Source organism: Streptomyces sp. NPDC088732 (assembly GCF_044751205.1).
In the GTDB taxonomy this organism is placed as follows: domain Bacteria; phylum Actinomycetota; class Actinomycetes; order Streptomycetales; family Streptomycetaceae; genus Actinacidiphila.
The window spans coordinates 376529-399464 of sequence record NZ_JBIVLI010000001.1 but is presented as its reverse complement, the minus strand read 5'-3'; the positions used below and the strand labels follow the sequence as shown (position 1 = coordinate 399464).

At 72.9% G+C, this 22936-nt stretch carries 23 protein-coding genes; 13 read left to right on the top strand and 10 right to left on the bottom strand.

Going from position 1 to position 22936, the window contains the following annotated elements:
- Positions 1-20: 20 nt before the first annotated feature.
- Both ACIP9H_RS01685 and ACIP9H_RS01680 read right to left on the bottom strand, forming a co-directional pair.
- Positions 21-731, bottom strand: a complete 711-nt coding sequence (locus tag ACIP9H_RS01685) for a dienelactone hydrolase family protein (RefSeq protein ID WP_401596794.1) — start codon at positions 729-731, stop codon at positions 21-23.
- A gap of 140 nt (positions 732-871) precedes the next feature.
- On the bottom strand, positions 872-1558 hold the full coding sequence (locus tag ACIP9H_RS01680) for a TetR family transcriptional regulator (RefSeq protein WP_401596799.1): 687 nt from the start codon (positions 1556-1558) through the stop codon (positions 872-874).
- A 120-nt stretch (positions 1559-1678) separates the two neighbouring features.
- Between ACIP9H_RS01680 and ACIP9H_RS01675 the strand changes: the two genes are divergently transcribed.
- The 5 genes from ACIP9H_RS01675 (at position 1679) to ACIP9H_RS01655 (ending at position 7416) form a co-directional block, all read left to right on the top strand.
- Positions 1679-2830: an acyl-CoA dehydrogenase family protein gene (locus ACIP9H_RS01675; protein WP_360916765.1), complete on the top strand. Its 1152-nt coding sequence runs from the start codon at positions 1679-1681 to the stop codon at positions 2828-2830.
- Between the two features lie 31 nt (positions 2831-2861).
- Entirely contained in the window at positions 2862-3647 is a 786-nt protein-coding gene (locus ACIP9H_RS01670; RefSeq protein WP_401956803.1) for an electron transfer flavoprotein subunit beta/FixA family protein, read from the top strand.
- A 39-nt stretch (positions 3648-3686) separates the two neighbouring features.
- Positions 3687-4649, top strand: coding sequence for an electron transfer flavoprotein subunit alpha/FixB family protein (locus tag ACIP9H_RS01665; protein WP_401956800.1), 963 nt, complete (start codon positions 3687-3689; stop codon positions 4647-4649).
- 133 nt (positions 4650-4782) lie between these two features.
- Positions 4783-6924, top strand: a complete 2142-nt coding sequence (locus ACIP9H_RS01660) for an acyltransferase family protein (RefSeq protein WP_401584781.1) — start codon at positions 4783-4785, stop codon at positions 6922-6924.
- A 102-nt stretch (positions 6925-7026) separates the two neighbouring features.
- Positions 7027-7416, top strand: coding sequence for a nuclear transport factor 2 family protein (locus ACIP9H_RS01655; protein WP_401584784.1), 390 nt, complete (start codon positions 7027-7029; stop codon positions 7414-7416).
- Here ACIP9H_RS01655 and ACIP9H_RS01650 read toward each other — a convergent pair.
- Positions 7382-8236, bottom strand: a complete 855-nt coding sequence (locus ACIP9H_RS01650; RefSeq protein ID WP_401584787.1) for a helix-turn-helix domain-containing protein — start codon at positions 8234-8236, stop codon at positions 7382-7384. The two genes, ACIP9H_RS01655 and ACIP9H_RS01650, sit on opposite strands and share 35 nt — an antisense overlap.
- 53 nt (positions 8237-8289) lie before the next feature.
- Between ACIP9H_RS01650 and ACIP9H_RS01645 the strand changes: the two genes are divergently transcribed.
- A complete protein-coding gene (locus ACIP9H_RS01645) occupies positions 8290-9291 on the top strand; it encodes an aminoglycoside phosphotransferase family protein (RefSeq protein ID WP_401584789.1) in 1002 nt (333 codons plus the stop codon).
- On the opposite strand, the gene ACIP9H_RS01640 is transcribed toward ACIP9H_RS01645, so the two are convergent.
- The 4 genes from ACIP9H_RS01640 to ACIP9H_RS01625 all read right to left on the bottom strand — a co-directional run bounded on the left by ACIP9H_RS01640 (position 9272) and on the right by ACIP9H_RS01625 (position 14670).
- The gene (locus ACIP9H_RS01640) at positions 9272-10027 is read right to left on the bottom strand and encodes a class I SAM-dependent methyltransferase (protein WP_401584792.1); all 756 of its coding nucleotides are present in this window, start codon (positions 10025-10027) and stop codon (positions 9272-9274) included. The genes ACIP9H_RS01645 and ACIP9H_RS01640 overlap by 20 nt on opposite strands.
- Before the next feature lie 146 nt (positions 10028-10173).
- A complete protein-coding gene (locus tag ACIP9H_RS01635; RefSeq protein WP_401584795.1) occupies positions 10174-11001 on the bottom strand; it encodes an aldo/keto reductase in 828 nt (275 codons plus the stop codon).
- A 90-nt stretch (positions 11002-11091) separates the two neighbouring features.
- A complete protein-coding gene (locus ACIP9H_RS01630; RefSeq protein WP_401584798.1) occupies positions 11092-12924 on the bottom strand; it encodes an AMP-dependent synthetase/ligase in 1833 nt (610 codons plus the stop codon).
- Between the two features lie 213 nt (positions 12925-13137).
- A complete protein-coding gene (locus ACIP9H_RS01625) occupies positions 13138-14670 on the bottom strand; it encodes an MFS transporter (protein WP_401584801.1) in 1533 nt (510 codons plus the stop codon).
- Positions 14671-14802: 132 nt separating this feature from the next.
- Here ACIP9H_RS01625 and ACIP9H_RS01620 point away from each other — a divergent pair, with 132 nt between their 5' ends.
- Positions 14803-15783: an Lrp/AsnC family transcriptional regulator gene (locus ACIP9H_RS01620; protein WP_401584803.1), complete on the top strand. Its 981-nt coding sequence runs from the start codon at positions 14803-14805 to the stop codon at positions 15781-15783.
- Here the strand turns inward: ACIP9H_RS01620 and ACIP9H_RS01615 are convergent.
- Positions 15761-16639: a LysR substrate-binding domain-containing protein gene (locus ACIP9H_RS01615; protein ID WP_401584805.1), complete on the bottom strand. Its 879-nt coding sequence runs from the start codon at positions 16637-16639 to the stop codon at positions 15761-15763. The two genes, ACIP9H_RS01620 and ACIP9H_RS01615, sit on opposite strands and share 23 nt — an antisense overlap.
- 123 nt (positions 16640-16762) lie before the next feature.
- Here ACIP9H_RS01615 and ACIP9H_RS01610 point away from each other — a divergent pair, with 123 nt between their 5' ends.
- Both ACIP9H_RS01610 and ACIP9H_RS01605 read left to right on the top strand, forming a co-directional pair.
- Entirely contained in the window at positions 16763-17830 is a 1068-nt protein-coding gene (locus tag ACIP9H_RS01610; RefSeq protein ID WP_401584807.1) for a bile acid:sodium symporter family protein, read from the top strand.
- A 132-nt stretch (positions 17831-17962) separates the two neighbouring features.
- Positions 17963-18541, top strand: coding sequence for a suppressor of fused domain protein (locus tag ACIP9H_RS01605; RefSeq protein WP_401584810.1), 579 nt, complete (start codon positions 17963-17965; stop codon positions 18539-18541).
- A gap of 398 nt (positions 18542-18939) precedes the next feature.
- Here ACIP9H_RS01605 and ACIP9H_RS01600 read toward each other — a convergent pair whose 3' ends face one another.
- Entirely contained in the window at positions 18940-19782 is an 843-nt protein-coding gene (locus tag ACIP9H_RS01600; protein WP_401584813.1) for an MBL fold metallo-hydrolase, read from the bottom strand.
- Positions 19783-19932: 150 nt separating this feature from the next.
- Here ACIP9H_RS01600 and ACIP9H_RS01595 point away from each other — a divergent pair, with 150 nt between their 5' ends.
- Both ACIP9H_RS01595 and ACIP9H_RS01590 read left to right on the top strand, forming a co-directional pair.
- The gene (locus ACIP9H_RS01595; RefSeq protein ID WP_401584815.1) at positions 19933-20331 is read left to right on the top strand and encodes a VOC family protein; all 399 of its coding nucleotides are present in this window, start codon (positions 19933-19935) and stop codon (positions 20329-20331) included.
- Positions 20331-20924 (top strand): histidine phosphatase family protein, encoded by a 594-nt coding sequence (locus tag ACIP9H_RS01590; RefSeq protein ID WP_401584818.1) that lies wholly within the window; start codon positions 20331-20333, stop codon positions 20922-20924. The genes ACIP9H_RS01595 and ACIP9H_RS01590 overlap by 1 nt, the downstream gene beginning before the upstream one ends.
- Positions 20925-20936: 12 nt before the next feature.
- Here the strand turns inward: ACIP9H_RS01590 and ACIP9H_RS01585 are convergent, their stop codons facing one another.
- Positions 20937-21311: a cupin domain-containing protein gene (locus tag ACIP9H_RS01585; protein ID WP_401584821.1), complete on the bottom strand. Its 375-nt coding sequence runs from the start codon at positions 21309-21311 to the stop codon at positions 20937-20939.
- An 89-nt stretch (positions 21312-21400) separates the two neighbouring features.
- Here ACIP9H_RS01585 and ACIP9H_RS01580 point away from each other — a divergent pair, with 89 nt between their 5' ends.
- Both ACIP9H_RS01580 and ACIP9H_RS01575 read left to right on the top strand, forming a co-directional pair.
- Positions 21401-21853, top strand: a complete 453-nt coding sequence (locus ACIP9H_RS01580; RefSeq protein WP_401584824.1) for a MarR family winged helix-turn-helix transcriptional regulator — start codon at positions 21401-21403, stop codon at positions 21851-21853.
- 43 nt (positions 21854-21896) lie between these two features.
- Positions 21897-22886, top strand: a complete 990-nt coding sequence (locus tag ACIP9H_RS01575; protein ID WP_401584826.1) for a nucleotidyl transferase AbiEii/AbiGii toxin family protein — start codon at positions 21897-21899, stop codon at positions 22884-22886.
- Positions 22887-22936: the final 50 nt, after the last annotated feature.

Sequence of the window (22936 nt, the reverse complement as noted above, 5' to 3'; positions counted from 1 at the left end):
GCCGCCCCCGCGGAGCGCGGTCAGCCCAGCTGGGTGTGGAGGAACTCCAGCGTGCTGCGCCAGGCGCGGTCCGCCGACTCGGCGTGGTACGCCTCGGGACGCTGGTCGTTGAAGAACGCGTGGCCGGCCGGGTAGGTACGGAAGTCGGCCTCGACACCGGCCTGTTCGCGGATGGCGTCGCGCAGCGCGACCAGGGCGGCCGGGGGGACGCTCTCGTCCGTCTCCCCGAAGTGCCCGAGGACCTCGGCCTTGAGGCCGGTGAAGTCGGGCAGTTCGCCCTGGACGACACCGTAGAAGGGGACCGCGGCGCTCACCCGGGGGTCGCTCGCGGCCTGGTAGAGCACGAATCCGCCGCCCATGCAGAAGCCGACGGAGCCGACGTGCTCGGAGGTCACCTCGGGACGCGCGAGGAGGTAGTCCACGGCGCCGGACAGCAGCTCCACGCCGCGCGCGACGGGCAGCGCGCGCATCATGCGCAGCGCCTCGCCGGAGTCGTGGGCGACGTTGCCGCCGTACAGGTCGGGGGCGAGGGCGACGAAGCCCTCCTTGGCCAGGCGTTCGGTGACGTCGGCGATGTGGTCGTTCAGGCCCCACCATTCCTGGATCACGATCACGCCCGGACCGCGCCCGGCGGGCGGCAGCGCCAGGTAGCCGTGCGCGGTGGCTCCTGCGCTGGTGAAGGTGACGTTCTGACGGACGGGGGAACCGGTCTGCTGCGGAGTCTCGGCCATGGGATCACGCTATGCCCGGCGACTCGATCGTACAAATTTAAAGCACACGCAAAGTGGGGCGGACCGGCCCCCTGGCACCGGGCCGGGAGGGGCTGACGTGCAGGGGGGAACGGAGTGCCCCGATCGGGGTACTCAGTTCCTTATGAGGGGGATCGTTCCCCGTCCAGCGAGGACTCGATCTCGCGCACCACCCGCCACATCGGCGTGCGCCGCCGGGTGATCACCACCACGACGTCGTCCTCGGCCTCCGCCGGCCCCCCGGCCGCGGCGCCCTCGGGGTTCCAGCCGCGGCGCACGTAGTCCAGCGCGTGGTCCACCGCGGCGAAGGCGTCGCCCTCGCCGCCGGAACGCAGCCACGAACGCAGGCCGTTGTTGTGCGCGGCGACTACCGCGGCGGCGATGACGTCGGCCCGCAGCTTGCCGTCGGGCCGGTCGGCGAAGCGCGCCCCGAGGTACTCGGCGAGGGCCCGCTCGTAGCGCCAGACCACGGACAGCTCGTACGCCCGCAGCCCGGGCACCTGCTTGGTCAGGCGGTAGCGCTGCACGGAGAAGGTGGGGTTCTCGGCGTACATGTTCAGCACGAGGCGGGCGGCGCCGCAGGCCTTGGACACCGGCTCGTCGGTGTCCGCGCTCCCGTCCAGGAACTCGGTCATCTCGGCGAGCGCGCGTTCATGGTCGGGAAAGACCACGTCTTCCTTGGAGGGGAAGTAGCGGAAGAACGACCGGCGTCCGACGCCCGCCAGGGCGACGATGTCGTCGATCGTCGTCGCCTCGTAACCGCGTTCCAGGAAGAGCTGGAAGGCCGCGGCGACGAGGGCGTCCCGCATCGGGGGCTTCGTGGTCATGGTCCGAAAATCTAGCATCGGGGGCTTACGGATGGCACTGAGTGTGCATAATTGAGGGTACTCGATGCCATGGGCGCCGTACACGGACTGGAGTGACCGATCGTGAGCCAGGAATTCGACCTGTTCCGGACGTCGGAGGAGCACGACATGCTCCGTGACGCGGTGCGTTCGCTCGCGGAGGCGAAGATCGCCCCGTTCGCGGCGGAGGTGGACGAGGCGGGGCGGTTCCCCGAAGAGGCGCGGGAGGCGCTGGAGGCCAACGACCTGCACGCGGTGCACGTGCCCGAGGCCTTCGGCGGCGCCGGCGCGGACGCGCTGTCCACGGTGATCGTGATCGAGGAGGTGGCGCGGGTGTGCGCCTCCTCCTCGCTGATCCCGGCCGTGAACAAGCTGGGATCGCTGCCCGTGCAGCTGTCGGGCTCCGAGGAGCTGAAGACGACGTACCTGGGCGCGCTGGCACGCGGCGAGGGGATGTTCTCCTACTGCCTGTCCGAGCCGGAGGCCGGCTCGGACGCGGCGGGGATGAAGACCCGCGCGGTGCGCGACGGGGACTTCTGGGTGCTCAACGGCGTGAAGCGCTGGATCACCAACGCGGGGGTGTCGGAGTTCTACACCGTGATGGCGGTGACCGACCCGGACAAGCGCTCCAAGGGGATATCGGCCTTCGTGGTGGAGAAGGGCGACGAGGGTGTGTCCTTCGGGGCCCCGGAGAGGAAGCTCGGCATCAAGGGGTCGCCGACGCGTGAGGTGTACTTCGACAACGTGCGCATCCCCGCGAACCGCATGATCGGCGCGGAGGGCACCGGCTTCGCCACCGCCATGCGGACCCTGGACCACACGCGGGTGACGATCGCCGCGCAGGCGATCGGCATCGCGCAGGGCGCCCTCGACTACGCCAAGGGGTACGTCAAGGAGCGCAAGCAGTTCGGCAAGGCGATCGCGGACTTCCAGGGCATCCAGTTCATGCTGGCGGACATGGCGATGAAGCTGGAGGCGGCCCGGCAGCTGACGTACGCGGCCGCGGCGAAGTCCGAGCGCAACGACGGGGACCTGACGTTCTTCGGCGCGGCCGCCAAGTGCTACGCGTCGGACGCGGCAATGGAGATCACCACCGACGCGGTGCAGCTGCTCGGCGGTTACGGGTACACGCGGGACTACCCCGTGGAGCGCATGATGCGCGACGCGAAGATCACCCAGATCTACGAGGGCACCAACCAGGTCCAGCGCATCGTCATGGCCCGCAACCTGCCGTAAGCACCCAACCGAGAGTGTGAGGGGACATCAAGTGAGCTTGAGGATCGTTGTAGCGGTGAAGTACGTGCCCGATGCGACGGGGGATCGTCATTTCGCGGGGGATCTGACGACGGATCGTGATGCGGTGGACGGGCTGCTGTCGGAACTGGACGAGTATGCGGTGGAACAGGCGCTGCAGATCGCTGAGGCGTCGGGGGACGCTGAGGTGACGGTGGTGACGGTGGGTCCTGAGGATGCGAAGGACGCGCTGCGCAAGGCGTTGTCGATGGGTGCGGACAAGGCGGTGCATGTCGAGGACGAGGGCTTGCACGGGTCTGATGTGCTGGCGACGTCGCTGGTGCTGGCGAAGGTGGTCGAGCACGTGGGGTTCGATCTGGTGGTGACGGGGATGGCGTCGACGGACGGGACGGCGGGTGTGGTGCCGGCGTTGGTGGCGGAGCGGTTGGGTGTGCCGCAGGTGACGTTGCTGTCGCAGGTGGCGGTCGCCGGTGGGACGGTGTCGGGGCGCCGGGACGGTGATGTGGCGTCGGAGCAGGTGGAGGCGGCGTTGCCGGCGGTGGTGTCGGTGACGGACCAGTCGGGTGAGGCGCGGTATCCGTCGTTCAAGGGGATCATGGCGGCGAAGAAGAAGCCGGTGGAGTCCCTGGACCTGTCCGATCTGGGGATCGATGCGGGCCAGGTCGGTCTGGCGGGTGCGTGGACCGAGGTTGTGGAGGCGGCGGCGCGTCCGGCGCGTTCGGCCGGGACGATCGTGAAGGACGAGGGCGAGGGCGGCAGGCAGCTCGCGGAGTTCCTCGTGAGCCAGAAGTTCATCTGATCCGCTTGTCCGTCTGTTCTGCGAGGAGTTCGAGTTTCCATGGGTGAAGTCCTGGTCTTTGTGGACCATGTCGATGGTGCGGTGCGTAAGCCGACGCTGGAGTTGTTGACGATCGCGCGTCGGCTGGGTGAGCCGGTGGCGGTGGCGTTGGGTGCGGGTGCTGGGTCGACTGCGGGTGTGCTGGGTGCGCATGGTGCGGTGCGGGTGCTGGTGAGTGAGGCTTCGGAGTTCGCGGAGTTCTTGGTGGTGCCGAAGGTGGACGCTTTGGAGGCGGCCGCGAAGGTGGTGGGTCCGGTGGCGGTGCTGGTGGCGTCGTCGGGTGAGGGCAAGGAGGTCGCGGCGCGGTTGGCGTTGCGGCTGGGGTCGGGTCTGATCACGGACGCGGTGGATGTGGTGGCCGGTGATGGGGGTGCGGTGGCCACGCAGTCGGTGTTCGCGGCGTCGTTCACGACGCGGTCGCGGGTGACGTCCGGCGTGCCGGTGATCACGGTGAAGCCGAACTCGGCGCCGGTGGAGGCTGTCGGGGCGGCGGGTGCGGTGGAGGAGCTTGCGGTGACCTTCGGTGCGCTGGCTACGGGTGCGCGGGTGGTGTCGCGGACGGCGCGGGAGGCGACGGGTCGTCCGGATCTGACGGAGGCGGCGATCGTGGTCTCGGGTGGTCGTGGTGTGGGGGGTGCGGAGAACTTCTCCGTGGTCGAGGCGTTGGCGGATGCGTTGGGTGCGGCGGTGGGTGCGTCGCGTGCGGCGGTGGATGCGGGCTGGTATCCGCACGCGAATCAGGTGGGTCAGACGGGTAAGTCGGTGTCGCCGCAGTTGTATGTGGCGGCGGGTATTTCGGGTGCGATTCAGCACCGGGCGGGGATGCAGACGTCGAAGACGATCGTGGCGGTGAACAAGGATCCGGAGGCGCCGATTTTCGAGTTGGTGGATTTCGGGGTGGTGGGTGACCTGTTCCAGGTGGTGCCGCAGTTGACCGAGGAGGTCACTGCCCGCAAGGGCTGATCTTCGTTTCCCCGCGGGCGGCTCCCTCACGGCCCGCCGCGACGGAGCCCCGTGGCGCCACCCGGCACCACGGGGCTCCGCACGTATGACCGGGGTCACAAGAACGCGCGCGCGGATCCGGACAGTACAGGGAGTGATATCGAGATCCCTCGCCGACCGCACGCCGCCCGTGCCACGCGCGGGCGGGCCGCTCGTGCCCGCGCCCCGCACCGCCGTCCCCGCGCCGCGCCCCGCCCGGGCGGGCAAGGGCCACGCGTGGCGTCCGGACATCCAGGGACTGCGCGCCGTCGCGGTCACGATGGTGGTCCTGGCGCACGCGCAAGTGCCGCACCTGGCGGGCGGCTACGCCGGCGTGGACGTCTTCTTCGTGATCTCCGGCTTCCTCATCACCACGCTCCTCCTGCGGGAAGTGCTCGCCACCGGCACCGTCTCCCTGCGCGCCTTCTACGCCCGGCGGGCGCTGCGCCTGCTGCCCGCTTCCACGATCGTCGTCCTCGCCACGGTCGCCGGCGCGTGGTTGTTCCTGTCGAAGATCCGCTTCGCCGAGTACGCCGGTGACGCGCTGGGCAGTTCGCTGTACGCGGTGAACTTCCGGCTGGCCGTCCACGGCACGGACTACTTCGCCCAGAGCGCCCCGCCCTCGCCCTTCCAGCACTTCTGGTCGCTCGCGGTGGAGGAGCAGTTCTACCTGCTGTGGCCGCTGCTCCTGCCCGCCGCCGCGCGCTTCACCCGGCGCCGGCGCGGGCTGGCCCTGCCGCTCGCCGCGCTCTGCCTGCTGTCGTTCGGGCTGAGCGTGTGGACGACGCGGAGCTCGCCCTCCTGGGCGTACTTCGGCTTCCACACCCGGGCCTGGGAGCTCGGCGCGGGGGCCCTGACCGCCCTGGCCGCGGTCCGGCTGCGCAGACTGCCCGCGCGGTGGGCGGCGCCGATGACGTGGGCGGGGCTGGCCGGTGTCCTGCTGTCCGCGGTGGTGTTCGACGCGGACACCCCCTTCCCGGGCCACCACGCCCTGCTGCCGGTGCTCGGTGCCGTACTCGTCCTGGCGGGCGGCTGCGCGCCGGCACCGCAGTGGGGTGCCCGCGCGCTGCTCGCCCGGCGGCCGCTGACATGGCTGGGCGGACTCTCGTACGGCTGGTACCTGTGGCACTGGCCGCTGCTGGTGATCGTCCCGGTGGCGCTGGGGGTACCCGCGGACCCGCTCCTCGGGGTCGGTCTGAGCGCCCTCGCCCTCCTGCCCGCGTGGCTGACGCTCCACCTGGTCGAGAACCGGGTGCGCTTCCACCCCGCGCTGCTCAGGCGCCCCGCTCGCGGGCTCGTGCTCGGCGCCGCGCTGACGACGGGCGCCGTGGCGACCGTCCTGGTCGCGTCTGCCTTCCCGCCCGCCGTCGACTCCGGCGCGCCCGCGGTCGCCCTGAGGCCCGCGCTCACCGCCGCCCCCGACCCGGGCGGGCGGCTCGCGGAGCTGCTGGACGGCGCGGCGACGAGCCTGCCCGGCAACCTGCGCCCGGCGCTGGCGGACATCACGTCCGCACGGTCGGCGGTCTACCAGGACGGCTGCCACGTCAACTACGCCAGTACCGCGGTGTCGCCGTGCGTGTACGGCGACACGTCCGCGGACCGCACCGTGGTCCTCTTCGGTGACTCCCACGCGGCGCAGTGGTTCCCCGCGCTGGACCGGCTGGCCAAGGCCCGCCACTGGAAGCTGGTCTCACTGACCAAGGCCTCCTGCAAGGTGGCCGAGGTGACCACCGTCAACGGGGGCGGCCCGTACCGCGCCTGCGACCAGTGGCGGGCCAAGGCCCTCGCCCGGATCCACGCCCTGCACCCGGCGCTGGTCGTCGCCTCCTCCTCCGACGCCGGTACTCCGGACCGGCGGACGGACGACCCGCTGCGGCAGTGGACCGCCGGCTTCGCGGCCACCTACCGCGCGCTCGCACGGGACGGCACCCGCGTCGTCGCCCTCCTCGACACCCCGTGGCCCCGGGCCGACGCGGTCGACTGCGCGGCCACCCGCCCCCTGCACCTCGAACGCTGCACCAACCACCTGCCCGGCGCGGTCCGCGACCCCCTCCGCGGGGCCGCGATCCGCGCGGCCGCCCGTACGACCGGCGGGACCGTCCTCGACCCCACCCGCTGGTTCTGCACGGACGCGGGCGCCTGCCCGGTCGTCGTGGGCGACGTCTTCGTCTACCGCGACGAGAGCCACATGGCCGACGCCTACGCCGAGGCCATCGCCCCCGTCCTCGGCGACCACCTGCCGCTACCTCCGAGGTAATCGACGCCTCCGCGCCGTCCCGGCAGGGTGGACGTACCGGCGGACGGGCCGCGCACTCCACCCCGTCCGCCGGGCCCACCACAACGAGCGGGAGGAAAAGGCATGGAGCAGAACCGGTACGAGACCGCGGTGGCCCGGTACTTCGAGGCATGGAACGCCGGAGGCCCCGGGAACGCGGAAGCACGGGCCAAGGCCGTGGCCGCCGCGTGGACGGAGGACGGCCGCTACACCGACCCGCTGGCCGACGCCACCGGCCACGAGGCCATCGACGCGCTCATCGGCGGCGTGGCGGAGCAGTTCCCCGGCCTGGTGTTCACCCTCACCGGCAGCGTGGACGGCCACCACGACATCGCCCGGTTCTCCTGGGAGCTGGGGCCGCAGGGCGCGCCCGCGGGAACCGCACCGGTGGCCGGGTCGGACGTGATCACACTGGCCGAGGACGGCCGGATCCGCTCGGTCAGCGGCTTCCTGGACCGGATTCCGCAGGGCTGACGGGCGGCGTTCCCGCCCTGAGGGCGGCGGCGGTCTCCGGGTCGGCGGGCAGGAACGTCTCGATCGCCAGCTCGGAGACCGTGATGTCCATGGGGGTGTTGAAGGTGGCGGCCGTCGAGAGGAACGACAGCTCCCGGCCCCCGTGGGCGACCCGCAGCGGCAGCGCCAAGGGGACGTGCGGGCCGTCCGGCGCGGGCGGGTCCGGGTGCGCGCCGTCCACCGGATAGGCCGCCAGCTCCTCGTGCAGCCGGCGCAGCGGCGCGTAGCCGCTCATCGTGATCTGGCGCTCGACGCGCTCCAGCAGATGGCCGCGCCACTCGCGGAAGTTGAGGATGCGCGGGGCGAGACCCTGCGGGTGCAGGGTGATCCGCAGGGCGTTCATCGGAGGCCGCAGCAGGTGCCCGGCGACACCGTCGAGGAGCAGGCCGACCCCGCGGTTGGCGGCCACGACGTCGTACATGCCGTCCAGGACCAGCGCCGGGTACGGGTCGTACGCGGCCAGCAGCCGGTCGAGGCCGTCCCGCAGCGGGCTCATGGCGGGGTCGCGCAGCGGCGTCTCGGGGAAGGAGGGAGCGTAACCAGCCGCCACCAGCAGGGCGTTGCGCTCCCGCACCGGTACGTCCAGGTGCTCCGCCAGCCGCAGCACCATGGCCTGGCTGGGACGCGAGCGGCCGGTCTCGATGAAGCTGATGTGCCGGGCCGAACTGTCGGCCCGCAGCGCGAGTTCCAGTTGGCTGATCCGGCGCCGTTCGCGCCAGCCGCGCAGCAGGGCGCCCACCCCCGCGACGGACGGGCCGGGGCCGGCGGTGGTCGTCGTCATGCGCCGACCGTAACGCAGGTGCGCGGCGCGGGCGGTCGTGCTGTGATGCGTTGATGGAGCGGGAACCGCGGATCGACATCGGCGAGCACGAGGGGCCGACGCCCTGGGCGGACCGGGCGTGGCGGCACGACGCCCTCGCCTGGGCGGAGCAGGCCATCACCGCCCGCGGTCTGCGACCGCGGGCGCGGGAGGAGTGGCTGGCCCGGCTGCGTCCCTGGTCGGTGGTCGTGCGCATCCCCACCGCCTCGGGGGAGACGGTGTGGTTCAAGGCGAACCCCCCGGGTTCCGCCTTCGAGCCCGCGCTGACCAGGGCCCTGCACGGGTGGGTGCCGGGCCGGGTGCTGGCGCCGCTGGCGGTGGACACCGGGCGCGCCTGGGCGCTGCTGCCGGACGGCGGGCCGCTGCTGGCCGGCACCGCGGACCGGCCGGGGGGCAGCCCCTACTACTGGGAGGCCCCGCTGCGCGCGTACGCCGCCCTGCAGCGGGCCACCGCGCACCGCGCGGAGGAGATGGCCGCACTGGGAGTGCCCGACCTGCGGCCCGCGCGGCTGCCGGAGCGGCTGGACGAGCTGATCCACCGCACCGACGCGCCCGCCGACGTCCGTGCCGTCCGCCCGCGGTTCGCGGACTGGTGCGCGGAACTCGACGGGTCCGGCATCGGCGCGGCACTCGACCACGCCGATCTCCACGACGACCAGGTCTTCCACCGCGGCGACGCCTATGTCTTCTTCGACTGGGGCGACGCGGCCCTCGCCCACCCCTTCACCAGCCTGCTCGTGACCGCCCGGATGGCGCACCGGCGGCACGGCGCGGACGGCCCGGAGGTGGTGGCCCGGCTGCGCGACCGCTACCTGGAATCCTGGGGCGGCGAGGGCCACGACCTGCCCGCGCTGCGCCGGCTGGCGAGCCTGGCCTGCCGGGTCGGCGCGGTCGGCCGCGCCCACACCTGGGGCCGGGTCTTCCCCGCCACGGGCTCCGGCACCGCCACCGGAACGGTGCCGGTCGAGCGGATGACGCTGTGGCTGAAGGAACTCCTCAACGAGCCGCCTCTGTAAGGGAATCCGGGCCCTTGGCGAGGGCGACCGGCCGGAAGACCGGATCGGGCCGAGGCCTGTCCTGGTCCGGCAGGGCCGCCGGCCGCCCGGCCGGTGAGGCGGCGTCCCCCGCGCCCAGCACGAGCGCGGTGGCGAAGTGGCCCGCGGCGATCCGTGCGGCGAGCTCGCGCGGGGTCCGGCCCTGTCCGTGGCCGGTGAAGCGGGCCTCCCCGGCGGGACGCAGGCCGTGCGCCGCGGCGTGCCGCAGGACCGGCCCCTCGGCGTCGTACGGCTCGCGCCGCCGGAAGGGTCCGAGCAGCGCGTCGATGTCGCTGCCCACGTCGTGCCCGGCGTCCTTGTCGACGGTGGTGACCAGCACCCCGCCGGGCCGCAGGACCCGCGCGCATTCCGCGACCACGTCCGTCGCGAACGGCAGCAGATGCAGCACCCAAAGCGTGGACACGGCGTCCAGCGACCCCGTCGCGAACGGCAGCCGGCGGACGTCGGCGACCATGATGCCCGGCCCTGCTCGGGCCCTGGCCATCCGTGCCATGGCGGTCGCGCCGTCCACCCCCGGCACCCGCAGCCCGGGACGTGCGTACCGCTGCGTCACCAGGCCCGTCCCGCACCCCGCGTCGAGCAGCGTGCGCGCCTGCCGTGGCACCAGCCCCAGCACCGCCTCGGCGGCGGCCCGGGCCCGCGGTGTCCCGCCCCGGGTGGCGTCGTACCGGGCGGCCTCCCTCTCGTGGTCCAGCATGACCGCAGGCCAGGCCGGTGCCTCAACCCCCTTCACGGCGCGGGGGGTTACCGAAGCCAGGGCGCTTGGGCGACTGCCGGGAACGGCAGAGGCGGCGGACCGGTCACCGGTCCGCCGCCCTTGTGCCGTGCGGGGCGAGGCCTATGTCAGTTGAAGACCATCGGGTCGGGGCCCAGGCGGCCGTCGTTGTCGAGGGCGTCGATGGCCGCCAGGTCCTCGGCGTCCAGCTCGAAGCCGAAGACGTCGATGTTCTCCTTGATCCGCGCGGGGGTCACGGACTTGGGGATGACCACGTTGCCGAGCTGGAGGTGCCAGCGCAGCACGATCTGGGCCGGGCTCTTGCCGTGCTTGGCGGCCAGCGCGGCGAGCGCGGGCTCGTCGAGCAGGCCGCGGCCCTGGCCGAGCGGCGACCAGGCCTCCGTGGCGATGCCGTGCGCCGCGCCGAAGGCGCGCAGCTCGGCCTGCGGCAGATTCGGGTGCAGCTCGATCTGGTTGACGGCGGGCGCGACGGTGCCCTCGTCGAGGACGTGCTGCAGCTGCGCGACGGGGAAGTTCGAGACGCCGATCGCCCGGGCCCGGCCGTCGGCGTGGATCTTCTCCAGGGCGCGCCAGGTCTCCAGGTACAGGCCGCGCGCGGGGCTCGGCCAGTGGATCAGGTAGAGGTCGACGTAGTCGAGGCCGAGCTTGTCCAGGGAGGCGTCGAAGGCGCGCAGCGCGTTGTCGTGGCCCAGATCGGTCTTCCACAGCTTGGTGGTGACGAACAGGTCCTCACGGGCGATGCCGGAGGCGGCGATGGCGCGGCCGGTGCCCTGCTCGTTGCGGTACAGCGCGGCGGTGTCGATGCTGCGGTAGCCGGCCTCCAGGGCCGTGGCGACCGCGACGGCCGCCTCGTCGTCCGGCACCTGCCAGACGCCGAAGCCGAGCTGGGGCATCGTGATGCCGTTGTTGAGGGTGATGTCGGGGACCGTGCTCACAGGCGGCTGATCCTTAGGTTCTCGTTCGGTATACACGTAACGTGGGTGCCAACGATCGCATCCCGGCAGGCATTCCCGCGACGTCCCCGGTCAGTGCCGGTACAGGGCCTCGATCTCCCGCGTGTACGTCTTCTCTATCGCCTTCCGCTTCAGCTTCAGCGACGGCGTGAGCAGCCCCTCCTCCTCGGAGAACTGGCCGGCCAGGATGCGGAAGGTACGGATCGACTCCGCCTGCGAGACGAGGGTGTTCGCGGCGACCACCGCCCGGCGGATCTCGGTCTCCAGGTCGGCGTCGTGGATCAGCCGGGCGATCGGCAGCTGCGGCTTGCCCCGCATCGTCAGCCAGTGCCCGACGCCCTCGGGGTCGAGGGTGAGGAGCGCGGCGATGAACGGACGGTCGTTGCCGACCACGACGCACTGCGACACCAGCGGATGGGACCGCACCCGGTCCTCCAGCACCACCGGGGAGACGGACTTGCCGCCGCTGGTGACCAGGATCTCCTTCTTCCGCCCGGTGATGGTCAGATAGCCGTCCTCGTCCAGCGCGCCGAGGTCGCCGGTGGCCAGCCAGCCGTCGTGCAGGACCTCCGCGGTGGCCTTGGGGTTGTTGAGGTACTCGGTGAACACCTGGCCTCCGTGCACCCACACCTCGCCGTCGTCGGCGATGTGCACGGAGGTGCCGGGGATGGGCAGCCCGACCGTGCCGAAACGTGTCTGCTCCGGGGGGTTGGCCACGGCGGCGGCCGTCGTCTCGGTCAGTCCGTACCCCTCGAAGATCCGCACGCCGGCGCCGTCGAAGAACAGCCCGAGCCGCCGGTCCATCGCCGACCCGCCGGAGAAGGCGTGCCGGACCTTGCCGCCGAGGGCCGCGCGCACCTTGCCGTAGACGAGCTTCTCGTACAGCTGGTGCTGCATCCGCAGTCCGGCGCTGGGGCCGGGGCCGGTGCCGAAGGCGCGCGCCTCGGTGGCCTCCGCGTGCCGTACGGCGATCTCGACGGCCTTCTCGAACGGCCCCAGTTTGCCGTTTGCCTCGGCTTTGCGGCGCGCGCCCTGGAAGACCTTCTCGAAGACGTACGGGACCGCGAGCACGAAGGTCGGCTTGAAGGAGGCCATCGCCGGCAGCAGTTCGGCGGCGGCCAGGTTCGGCTGGTGGCCCAGCCGCACCCGGGCACGCACCGCCGCGACCTCCACCATGCGGCCGAAGACGTGGGCGAGCGGGAGGAAGAGCAGGGTCGAGGCCTCGTCGCCGGGCCGGGAGTGGAAGACCGGCTCGTACTTGGCGATGACGTTGTCGGCCTCGGCCATGAAGTTGGCGTGGGTGATCACGCAGCCCTTGGGGCGGCCGGTGGTGCCCGAGGTGTAGATGACGGTGGCCGGGCCGTCCGGGGTGACGGCCATGCGGTGCCGGTGGACCAGGTCGTCGTCGACGTCGGCGCCGTCCCGGGCCAGTTCGGTGAGCGCGTCGGAGTCCAGCTGCCACAGCCGGGCCAGCCGGGGGAGTTCGTCGACGACCGCGCCGATGGTCATCGCATGGTCCTCGTGCTCCACGACGCAGGCCACCGCGCCCGAGTCCTGCAGCATCCAGCGCACCTGCTCGGAGGAGGACGTCGGGTAGATCGGCACCGGCTGGGCGCCGATCGTCCACAGCGCGTAGTCCAGCACGGTCCACTCGTAGCGGGTGCGGGACATCAGGCCGACCCGGTCGCCGAAGCGGATGCCGTGCGCCAGCAGGCCCTTGGCCACGGCGAGGACCTCGTCCCGGAAGCGGGCGGCGGTGACGTCCTCCCACTCGGCGCCCTCGGGACCGGTCCGGCGGCCGAGCACGACACGGTCCGGCTCCTCCGCGGCGGCGGCGAACACGGAGTCCGCCAGACCGCCGACCTGGGGTGCCGTCACCAGTGGGGGAATGGTGAACTCGCGCAACGTCGCTCCTCGGCCGCTCGGGCGGTTGCAGAAGCTACCCGATGGCGCGGCGGGGCGGGAGGGGTGCGAAAACCGTGTGTGAGGGTCTGCGGAGAGGCCCTCACACGCCGGTGACGAGCGGATTCCCTGTTACCGCAAGGAACATGGGGCCGGGAGGGAGCGTCCGGACGGATCGGGCGCCGTCCGGATCTGCACCAAATCCCCGCGCGGGTATCACCCTCGCTCTACAGCGCCCACCGGCTCCGGAACGGGTCGTTCCGGTGCTGCCGCCTGCGGCTTCGACCGTACGAGGACAAGCACGACCGCGCCCGCGACCAGCCCCGCGATGCCGGCGGTCACGGCGGCCGCGTCGAGCCCCGCGGCGAAGGCGGCGTGCAGCGCGTGGTCGGCCGCCGGCCGCTGCGCCTCGGGCACCCGGGCCAGCAGTTCCCGTGCGCCGCCGCCCGCGAGCACCCGCGCGGTGGCGTGCGGGGCGGGGACGCCGGAGTCGCGCAGCGAGTCCTCCATCCGCCCGGTGAGCAGCGTGCCGAAGACGGCGACCGCCAGCGCGTAGCCGAGCTGGCGGAAGGTGTTGACCGCGCCGCCCGCCATGCCCGCGCGCCGCGGCGGTACGGAGGCCAGTGCCGCGCCCGCGATCGCCGGGTTGACCAGGCCCACGCCGAGGCCGGCCACCACCAGGCCCACGGTCAGCGAGGCCCAGCCGGAGCCCGCGTCCAGCACCGCCTGCGCCAGCGCCCCGGCGCCGATCAGCACCAGGCCGCCGCCGATCACCAGCCGGTACGGCGCCCCGTGCAGGAGCCGGCCGCCCACCGCCGAGGCCACGAACGCCGCCAGCGCCAGCGGGATCAGGACCAGGCCGCCGCGCACCGGGCTCAGCCCCAGCAGGGTCTGCAGCCACAGCGAGGTGTACGCCAGGACGCCGAACGCCGTACCGGCGAGGGCGAACGCGCCGACCATGACGGCGGTGAACGAGCGGTCCCGGAAGAGCGCGAGGTCCAGCATCGGGTGCGCGGACCGCCGTTCCACGAGCACGAAGACCACCAGGGCCGCCGCCGCGCAGGCGAACGTCGTCGCCGTGCGCGCCGAGGCCCAACCGGCCTCGTCCGCGCGGATCACCGCGAAGGTGGTGAGCCCGGCGAAAGCGGTGAAGGACGCGGTGCCCGGCCAGTCGATCCGCGCGCCGCCGTGGCCGCCCTTCGACTCGCCCACCACGCGCAGCGTGAGCGCGATGGTGACGACGCTCACCGGCAGGTTGACAAAGAAGATCCACCGCCAGTCCAGTCCCTGCGTCAGCAGGCCGCCCAGCACCGGGCCGAGCGCCGCCGCCGCGCCGCTGACCGCGCCCCACACGCCGAGCGCCACCGAGCGGTCGCGTCCCTGGTAGGCCGCGCCGATCAGCGAGATCGTGGTGGCGAACATCGCCGTCGCGCCCACACCCTGCACGGCGCGCATGGCCACGAGCCAGCCCGCCCCGGGTGCCAGGCCGCAGGCGAGCGACGCGGCGGCGAACAGCGCCGTCCCCACCACGTACATCCGGCGGCGCCCGATGACGTCCGCCGCCGAACCGGCGCCGAGCAGCAGGGCGGCCAGCGCCAGCGCGTATATGTCGATCATCCATTGGAGGTCGGACAGCGAGGCGTTCAGCGCGTCCGCGATGTCCGGGAGCGCGACGATCACGATCGTCACGTCGATCAGCAGCATGAAGGTGCCGAGACAGACCGCGACCAGCGGTCCCCACTTGCGCATGGATTTTCCCTTTTCCTTGACGTCCCCCGCGGTCCCTCGACGGGGACCCTCTTCCGTACCATCGCCAAGGACGGCCCGGTTCCTCCAGCCACGAGCCGTGATGCGCCGGATTCCGACATGAGGAGAGAAAAGATGGGGGATTCCCACATGCTCGACGAGCTCGACCTGCGCCTGGTGCACGCCTTGCAACTCGACGGACGGGCCCCCTTCAGCCGCCTCGCGGACGTGCTGGGCGTCTCCGACCAGACCGTGGCGCGCCGCTACCGTCGCCTGCACGCCGACTTCGGGATGCGCGTGCTGGCCCTGCCCGAGCAGGAACTGCTCGGCAGGACCCGCTGGGCGCTGCGGCTGCGCAGCACGCCGGAGGCGGCCGAGTCGCTCGCCAAGGCGCTGGCCCGGCGCGCGGACACGGCGTGGATCTCGCTGATGGCGGGCGGCACGGAGGTCATGTGCGTCACCCGCTCGCGCAGCCACGACGAGCACGACGCGCTGCTGCTGGGCCGGCTGCCGCGCACCCCGAGCATCGTGGAGATCGGCGCCCACAGCATCCTGCACACCTTCTACGGCGGCGCGCTGGGGTGGTTCGCCAAACGGGAGGCGCTCACCGCCCAGGAGGCCGATGCCCTGCGGCTGCCCCCGCCGGACCTGCCGGAACCCGGCACCGTCGTCCTCGACGCCGCCGACGAGGCCCTGTTCGCCGCCCTGGCGCGGGACGGGCGCGCCACCTACCCCGAACTGCACCGGGCCACCGGGCTGTCGGAGTCCGCCGTCAAGCGCCGGCTGGAGCAGTTGCGCGGCTCGGGCGTGCTCTACACCGACGTGCAGCTGGACACGGCGTGGATCGGCCACGGCACCCGGGCGGTGTTCTGGATCACCGCGGCCCCGGCGGAGCTCCACTCGGTCGGCACGGCGCTGGCCGCCCACCGGCAGACCGCTTTCGTCGCGGCGACCACCGGCTCGTCCAACATCGTCGCCATCGTCATCTGCCGGGACACCGCGGAGATGTACCGCTATCTGAGCGAGCAGGTCGGCGCGCTGGAGGGCGTCCGGCATGTGGAGACCGTGCCCTACCTGCGCCTGGTGAAGCAGATCACGACGGAAGGGATCCACTGAGGGACCCGCTGAGGGATCCGTCGAGGATCGCCGCCGCCAGCGCGTCCGCCGCCTCCCTGGCCGCGGGCCGCCGCGATCCGTGCAGCAGGACGAAGTCCACCCCGCCGAGGTCCGGCAGCCCCGCGCGGGACGGCACCCGCACCAGACCGGGCGGGAGGAGTCCCTCGGCGTGTGCCATCACCCCGAGACCCGCGCGGGCCGCGGCGACCAGCCCGCTCAGCGAGCCGCTGGTGCACGCGATCCGCCACGACCGGGCGTGCCGTTCCATGACCTCCAGCGCCCGGGCCCGGGTGATCGCCGGGGCGGGGTAGAGGATCAGCGGGACCGGCCGCCGCGCGTCGAGCCGGAACCGCTCCGCGGCCACCCACACCAGCCGGTCCCGCCACACCAGTTCACCGTGCGTGTCGCCGGCCGCGCGCTTGCCGAGCATCAGGTCCAGCCGTCCGGCGGCCAGCCGCCGGTGCAAGGTGGCCGACAGCTCGACCGTCAGCTCCAGGTCGACCTCGGGATGCTCGCGCCGGAACGCCTCCAGGATCTCCGGGAGCCGGGTCAGCACGAAGTCCTCCGACGCGCCCAGCCGCAGCCGCCCGCGCAACCGGGTGCCCGCGAACCAGCCCGCCGCCCGCTCGTTGGCCTCCAGGATCGTGCGCGCGAAGCCGAGCATGGCCTCGCCGTCCTCGGTCAGCTCCACGCTGTGCGTGTCGCGTGCGAAGAACTGCCGTCCCGCCTCCTCCTCCAGCTTCCGCACGTGCTGGCTCACGGTCGACTGGCGCAGGCCGAGCCGCCGGGCGGCCTGCGTGAAGCTCAGCGTCCCCGCGACCGTGACGAAGGTCCGCAGCTGCACCGGGTCGAACATGCCCCCAGACTAGCGATGTCCATCGCGAAACGTGATGACAGTCAGTGCGGTCAATGCCATTTACGATCGACCGCGCGGCGGGCAAACTGGCGAGGCCACGTCCGTGCACCGATGAGGAAGTCCATGCGCCGCCTGCGTTACCCGTCCTGGCTCCCCCTGGACCCCTACATCGCGGCGCTGCTCGGCACCGTACTGCTCGCGGCCCTGCTGCCCGCCCGGGGCGCGGGCGCCCATGTGGCGGGAGGGGCCTCCACCGCGGCCGTGGCGCTGCTCTTCTTCCTGTACGGGGTGCGGCTGTCCACCCGCGAGGCGATGGACGGGCTGCGCCACTGGCGGCTCCACACGACCGTACTGGCCTGCACGTTCGTCCTCTTCCCCGTCCTCGGCCTGGCGGCCCACGTCCTGGTGCCGTACCTGCTGACGCCGCAGCTGTGGACCGGACTGCTCTTCCTGTGCCTGGTGCCCTCCACCATCCAGTCCTCGATCGCCTTCACGTCCCTCGCGCGCGGCAACGTCGCCGCCGCCATCTGCGCGGGCTCCTTCTCCAGCCTCGCCGGTCTCGTGCTCACCCCGCTGCTCGCGGCGGTGCTGCTGGGCGGCAGCGGGGCGGGCTTCTCGATGGACTCGGTCCTCGGGATCGTGGTCCAGCTGCTCGTGCCCTTCGCCGCGGGACAGGTGCTGCGCCGCTGGATCGGCGGCTTCGTCCTGCGGCACAAGAAGGTGCTCGGCCTGGTCGACCGCGGCTCCATCCTGCTGGTCGTCTACGCCGCCTTCAGCGAGGGTGTGGTCGGCGGCATCTGGCACCTGGTGACGCCCCTGCGCCTGCTCGGGCTGCTGCTGTCGGAGGCCCTGCTGCTGGCCGCGATGCTCGCGCTGACCTCGTACGGGGCGCGGCGCCTCGGCTTCGGCCGGGCGGACCGGATCACCATCGTCTTCGCCGGGTCGAAGAAGAGCCTCGCCGCCGGACTGCCCATGGCGACCGTGCTGTTCGGCGCGCAGGCCGGCCTCGCGGTGCTCCCGCTGATGCTCTTCCACCAGATGCAGCTCATGGTCTGCGCGGTGATCGCCAAGCGCTGGGGACGCCAGGCGGAGGCGGCCGCGCCCGCGGCGGACACTGCGGCGGGCACGGTGCCCGTACGCGGCGTCCTGGTGCGCAGTTCCGCGCCGGCGCGCGGGGACGAGGCCCCCTGACGCGGCGCGTTCCCGGCCTCGGGACTGGTGGGCTCGCATGTCGAAGTCTCGTATGTGCGTCGCTGACGTCGGCAGCTCCATGACGCCGAGTGAGCCGTCCGAGGCGGTCAATCGCGGTGGGATGATCGCGCGGTGAGCGAGACGAGGGTGTCGGCCGCGGAGGCCGTTGAGGCACATGTCCGGGCGTTCTTCGAGGGCCACTCCGTGGATGTCGTCGATTGCGACCTCGGGCCGGAACGGCGAGAGGTGTTGCCTGATTTGCGGGTACTCGTTGTGGGGCCCGGTCCCCGCAGCGACAGCTGGGCCTATGTGACCGCCGGGTGCTGGGCCGTGATGGAGAAGGACGGTCACGGCCTTGAGTTCGTCATGACGGCCCACGTCCGCGACCAGCGGTTCATCGAGGTCATGGCGATGATCGCCTACTACCACTGCGGAGGGCATCAGCTCGACCTGGAGCACAGCCTGCCGATCGGTGAACCGTGGGTGCCGGGTTCAACCTGCGATCACCTGCTGATCAGCCTTCCCTATCTCCACGGACCCGACCTTGAACACTGTCCCGTTCCCGGGGGCCACGCGCGCATCCTGTGGAGCCTGCCCGTAACGACAGCTGAGATAGAGTTCCGCGGGCGTCACGGGCACGAGGCGTTGGAGAAGCTCTTCGACGAGGCGGGAATCGTCCCCACCGATCCTTTCAGAGCGTCGGTTGCCTGAGTGTTCGTCCTCCGGCGGTCACCGATCGTGGTCGCCAGGAGCGATCGGCTTCAGGTTCCGCCGGCATAGGTGACCAGCCGGGTGGCGGTCGTGTCGCGATAGCCGAGTGTCTTCGCGACGGCGGGGCCAGGGCCGGCAGGACCCGGCCGCGGGAGCGGGTGGAGGCGGCTGGAGATGCAGCGGTCCTCCTTGAAGACGACCGGGTCCTCGATCCCGGCCTCGGCCAGGGACGAGGTTCTGACGGTCGATCGACTGCCGGTCGGCTGAGCGCCCGCTCCCGGTCGCCCGCCCGCAACTGGCGGTGGAGCCTCCACGCGAAGAATCGCCGCCTCCGGCGGGGCCCCTGGCGAGCTGCGCCACCGCCGTGACGGTCAGGGCACGGCCGCGGCGTGCACGGCTCAGTCCTGCCGGCAGATCACGAAGCCGGGGTAGGGGTGGTTGCCCCGGCGCTCGCCGATCTCGTCGATCGCCCGCCGGATCTCGTGGAGCTGGCCGACCGTCATCTCCAGCGGCGGTTCGTCCGGCTGGTAGGTGGTGCGGATCGGGTAGTCCACACCTGGGTCGCGGCTCATCTCGATGTGGCAGCCCAGCACATGGCTGACCGGGCGCTCCGCGGCGAAGGCGATGAGCCGGTCGACGGTGCGGACGAAGGCGGCCCAGTCGGCGATGTACAGGCGGCCCGGGTAGACCGTGTCGCCGGTGAGCAGGAAGCCGGTGCGGGGGTCGTAGTAGGTGACCGAGGCCTCGTGGTGGCCGGGCGTCGCCAGGCACTCCAGGACGCGGCCGCCGAGGTCGATGCGGGCCACCGCGTCCGGGTCCGCGTCGAAGCCGAAGAACGGCCACGCGCCCTCGCGCCCGGCCGGGACGACGACGGTGTCCGGGCGGTCCGCGAACTGCCCGTCGCCCGCGACGTGGTCGCCGTGCGCGTGCGTGTGCAGCACCAGCAGCCCGTACCCGTCCCGCGGATGCCGCTCCCGCCAGGCGTCGACCAGCTCGTCCACGACCCGGCGCAGCGGGAAGAACGCGGCGGACTCGGTGGCCCCGGTGTCGATCAGCACCGCCCGCTCCTCGCCGAAGAGCAGGAAGAGGAAGGGCGCTTCGTAGTGGACCGCCTTGTTCTGCCGCAGCACGACGGTGTCCTCGGAGTACGCGAACACCTGGATGTCGGGGTCGGTGTTGTGCTTCGCGGACGGGGACCCGTGGATCCATCGCACGTCCAGGGGCTGTGTCGCGGGGGTCATCCGGCTCCTCGTTCCTCGGCGGCGTCGCGGTCCCGCCGGGCAGTGCCCGGCGAGCGGCAGCGTACGTGCCCCGTCCGCGGCGGTCGCGGTCCCCCCGGCCGGCCGGGCGCCGTTTTGTGCGACCGCCCGGTCGGGAGGGACACTGTCCCCGTGACCTCAGAGGGCTCGGCGGAACGGTTCCTGCACCACATCGGCGTCTTCGCCGCCGACCACGAGGCCAGTCGCGCCTTCTACACGGCCGCGTTGGCGGCCCTCGGCGTGTCCGTCGGCCACGAGGCGGACGGGGTCGTCGAGTACTGGCACCCGGACCGCGACACCCCGTCGCTCTCCCTCGAACGGGCGGACGGGCAGCCCACCCGAGGCGCCCACATCGCCTTCGCCGCGTCCGACCGGGCGGCCGTCGAGGCCTTCCACGCCGCCGCGGTCTCCGCCGGCGGCACCTCGCGGCACGCCCCGCGTCACTGGCCCGAGTACCGCGCGTACTGCGCTTTCGTCAGCGATCCGGACGGCAACAACATCGAAGCCGTCCACAAGGAGGTGGCTTCCTGATGGCCTCGCGCCTCGTGCTCGTGCGGCACGGACAGACCGAGTGGTCCAAGAGCGGCCAGCACACCGGCCGTACCGACATCCCGCTGACCGAGGAGGGGCGGGAGGCGGCGCGGCTGCTCGGCAAGCGCCTCGCCCGCGCCCCCTGGCACGACTTCCCGGGCGCCCGGGTCCGCACCAGCCCGCTCCAGCGCGCCCGCGAGACCTGCGAGCTGGCCGGGTTCGGCGACCGCGCGGAGTCCTGGGACGCGCTGCGCGAGTGGGACTACGGGGAGTACGAGGGCCGCACCTCGCCGGAGATCCGCGAGGAGCGGCCGGGCTGGGTGATCTGGCGGGACGGCGTCGTGGGCGGTGAGACCTCCTGGCAGGTCGCCAACCGCGCCGACGAGGTCGTGGCCTGGGCCAAGTCCGAGGACAGCGACGCCGTGGTCTTCGCGCACGGCCACTTCCTGCGCACCCTCGCCGCCCGCTGGCTGCGTCTGGACCCGATGCGGGGCATGGTGCTGAGCCTGGCGCCCGCGTCGCTCTCCGTCCTCGGCTGGGAGTACGGCGACCCCGCGATCACCCTGTGGAACGACACCGCGCACCTGCAGTGAGGCCCGGCCGCCTCAGCGTGCCCACGGCGGGCTGAGGCGCGAGCCGTCGGCAAGGGACGCCTCCAGCCCGGTGCTCGTGGTCACCCAGAGCACGGCGGGCTCGTCCGCCGGGTTCTCCAGGACCAGGGAGCATCCGGCGGGCGCGATGGCCACGTCGCCGGGGGAGAGGTCGTGGCGGTCCCCGTCCAGGGAGAGCCGAGGTGTGCCGCCGAGCACCAGGAAGACCTCCTCCCGGCTGATGACGTGCGCGGGTCCGGCGGTGCGCGGCGGCACCTCGCCGCGCCAGGCGCAGATCTCCCGGCTGCCGGTGGCGGTCGCGGCGTACGAGACGAAGCGGACGCCGTGCAGATCGTGCACATGGGCGTCGGAGGCACGGACGACGGGCATGGTGGACTCCTGTCGATATGGGCAAGCAGCTTGCGCAAGTGACTTGCTCATATGTTCAAGCTGCTTGCGCACTGTGTCAAGGTGATCCCATGAACGACGAGGAGGCCCTGGCCACGGCCCTGGGCGTCAACCTGCTCGCGGCGGCGGGCGCGCTTACCGCCGCCATCCACGACGGCGTCGTCGCCCGCGGCTACACCGACCTGCGCCCCGCCCACGGCTTCGCCTTCGCCCGCATGGCCGCGGGCGGTGCCACCGTCACCGAACTCGCCGCGCATCTCGGCGTGACCCGCCAGGCCGCCGGTCAGCTCGTCGACGAACTCGTCGCCAAGGGCTACGCCGAACGCCGCCCGCACCCCGACGACGCCCGTGCGCGGCTCGTCGTCCTCACCGGCCGGGGCCACGACTGCACCCGCGCCGCCGAGGCCGCCGCCGCCGACGCCGTCCGCCCCTGGACCGGCGTCCTCGGCCGCGACCGCCTGCGCGCCCTGGCCGAGGACCTGCACCGCGTCGCCCCGAACGGCCCGGTCCGGCCCACGTGGTAGCCGCGGCGGAGGCGGCACGCCGCACCGGCGGGGAGCCCGGCCGGTGAACGCCCGCGAGGAACGCGACCCCGCGGCCGCCGCGCACCGGGCCGTGCTCGACCATCTGCTCGGCCTGGTCGCCCGGTCCCCGCTCGGCGACCTGCTCGTGCTGCGCGGCAGCATGGTCATGCCCGCCTGGGTCGGCGCCGCCGCCCGCGAGCCGGCCGACCTCGACTGGATCGTGCCGCCCTCCCTGGCCGTGCCGGTCGATCCGCTCCACCCCCACCCGTACGTCGACGAGTTGGCGACCGTCCAGCAGTGGCCCGAGGCGGCCGACGGCGCGGCTGGCCCCGAGATATGGGCGGACGAGGAGTTCGGCACCGGCGGACTGCGGGCCCGCGTCCCGCCCGAAGGGCTGCGCTGGATCACCGATCCGGAACCCGACCCCTCCGACGGCCCGCCCGGCGAACTGCTGGAACTGGTGCGGAGGCACCCCGAAGCCGCCCCCGGCGTGCGGCTCGACGCGAACGGCGCCGGCCACGACGGCAACTGGACGTACACGGAGTACGACACTCCCGGCGTGCGCCTGGTCGTCCCCTGGCACGCCGACGGACTGCCCCCGGGCGAGGTGCGCCTCGACTTCGCCCGCGACGAACGGATGCCGGAGGCGCCGGTGCTGACCGCCGTGCCGCGCGGCGACGGCGGCCCCCCGGCGGTGGTGCGCACCGCGAGCCGCGAACTCTCCCTCGCCTGGAAGCTGCTGTGGCTCCAGGCCGATGCCGCGGCAGAAGGCCGCGCGCAGGGCAAGGACCTCTACGACGCGGTCCTCCTCGCCGAAGGGCCCGGCATCGCCCTCTCCCCGCGCCTGCTGCACCAGGTGATGCGCCGGGAGCCCGGCCACCCCGCCGCGCAACCGCGTCTCGCACGGGTCGCGCCGCACTCCGTCGACTGGGACGCCTTCCGCGCCGCCCACCCCCGGGTCGGCGGCACCGCCGCGCAATGGCTGGACCGCCTGGGACGGGCCCTGGACGCCATGCCGGACGCGGACGGCTGACACTCCCCTCCCGCGACCGGTCCGGCCCTACGCTGTCCTCGGGGCCGTCA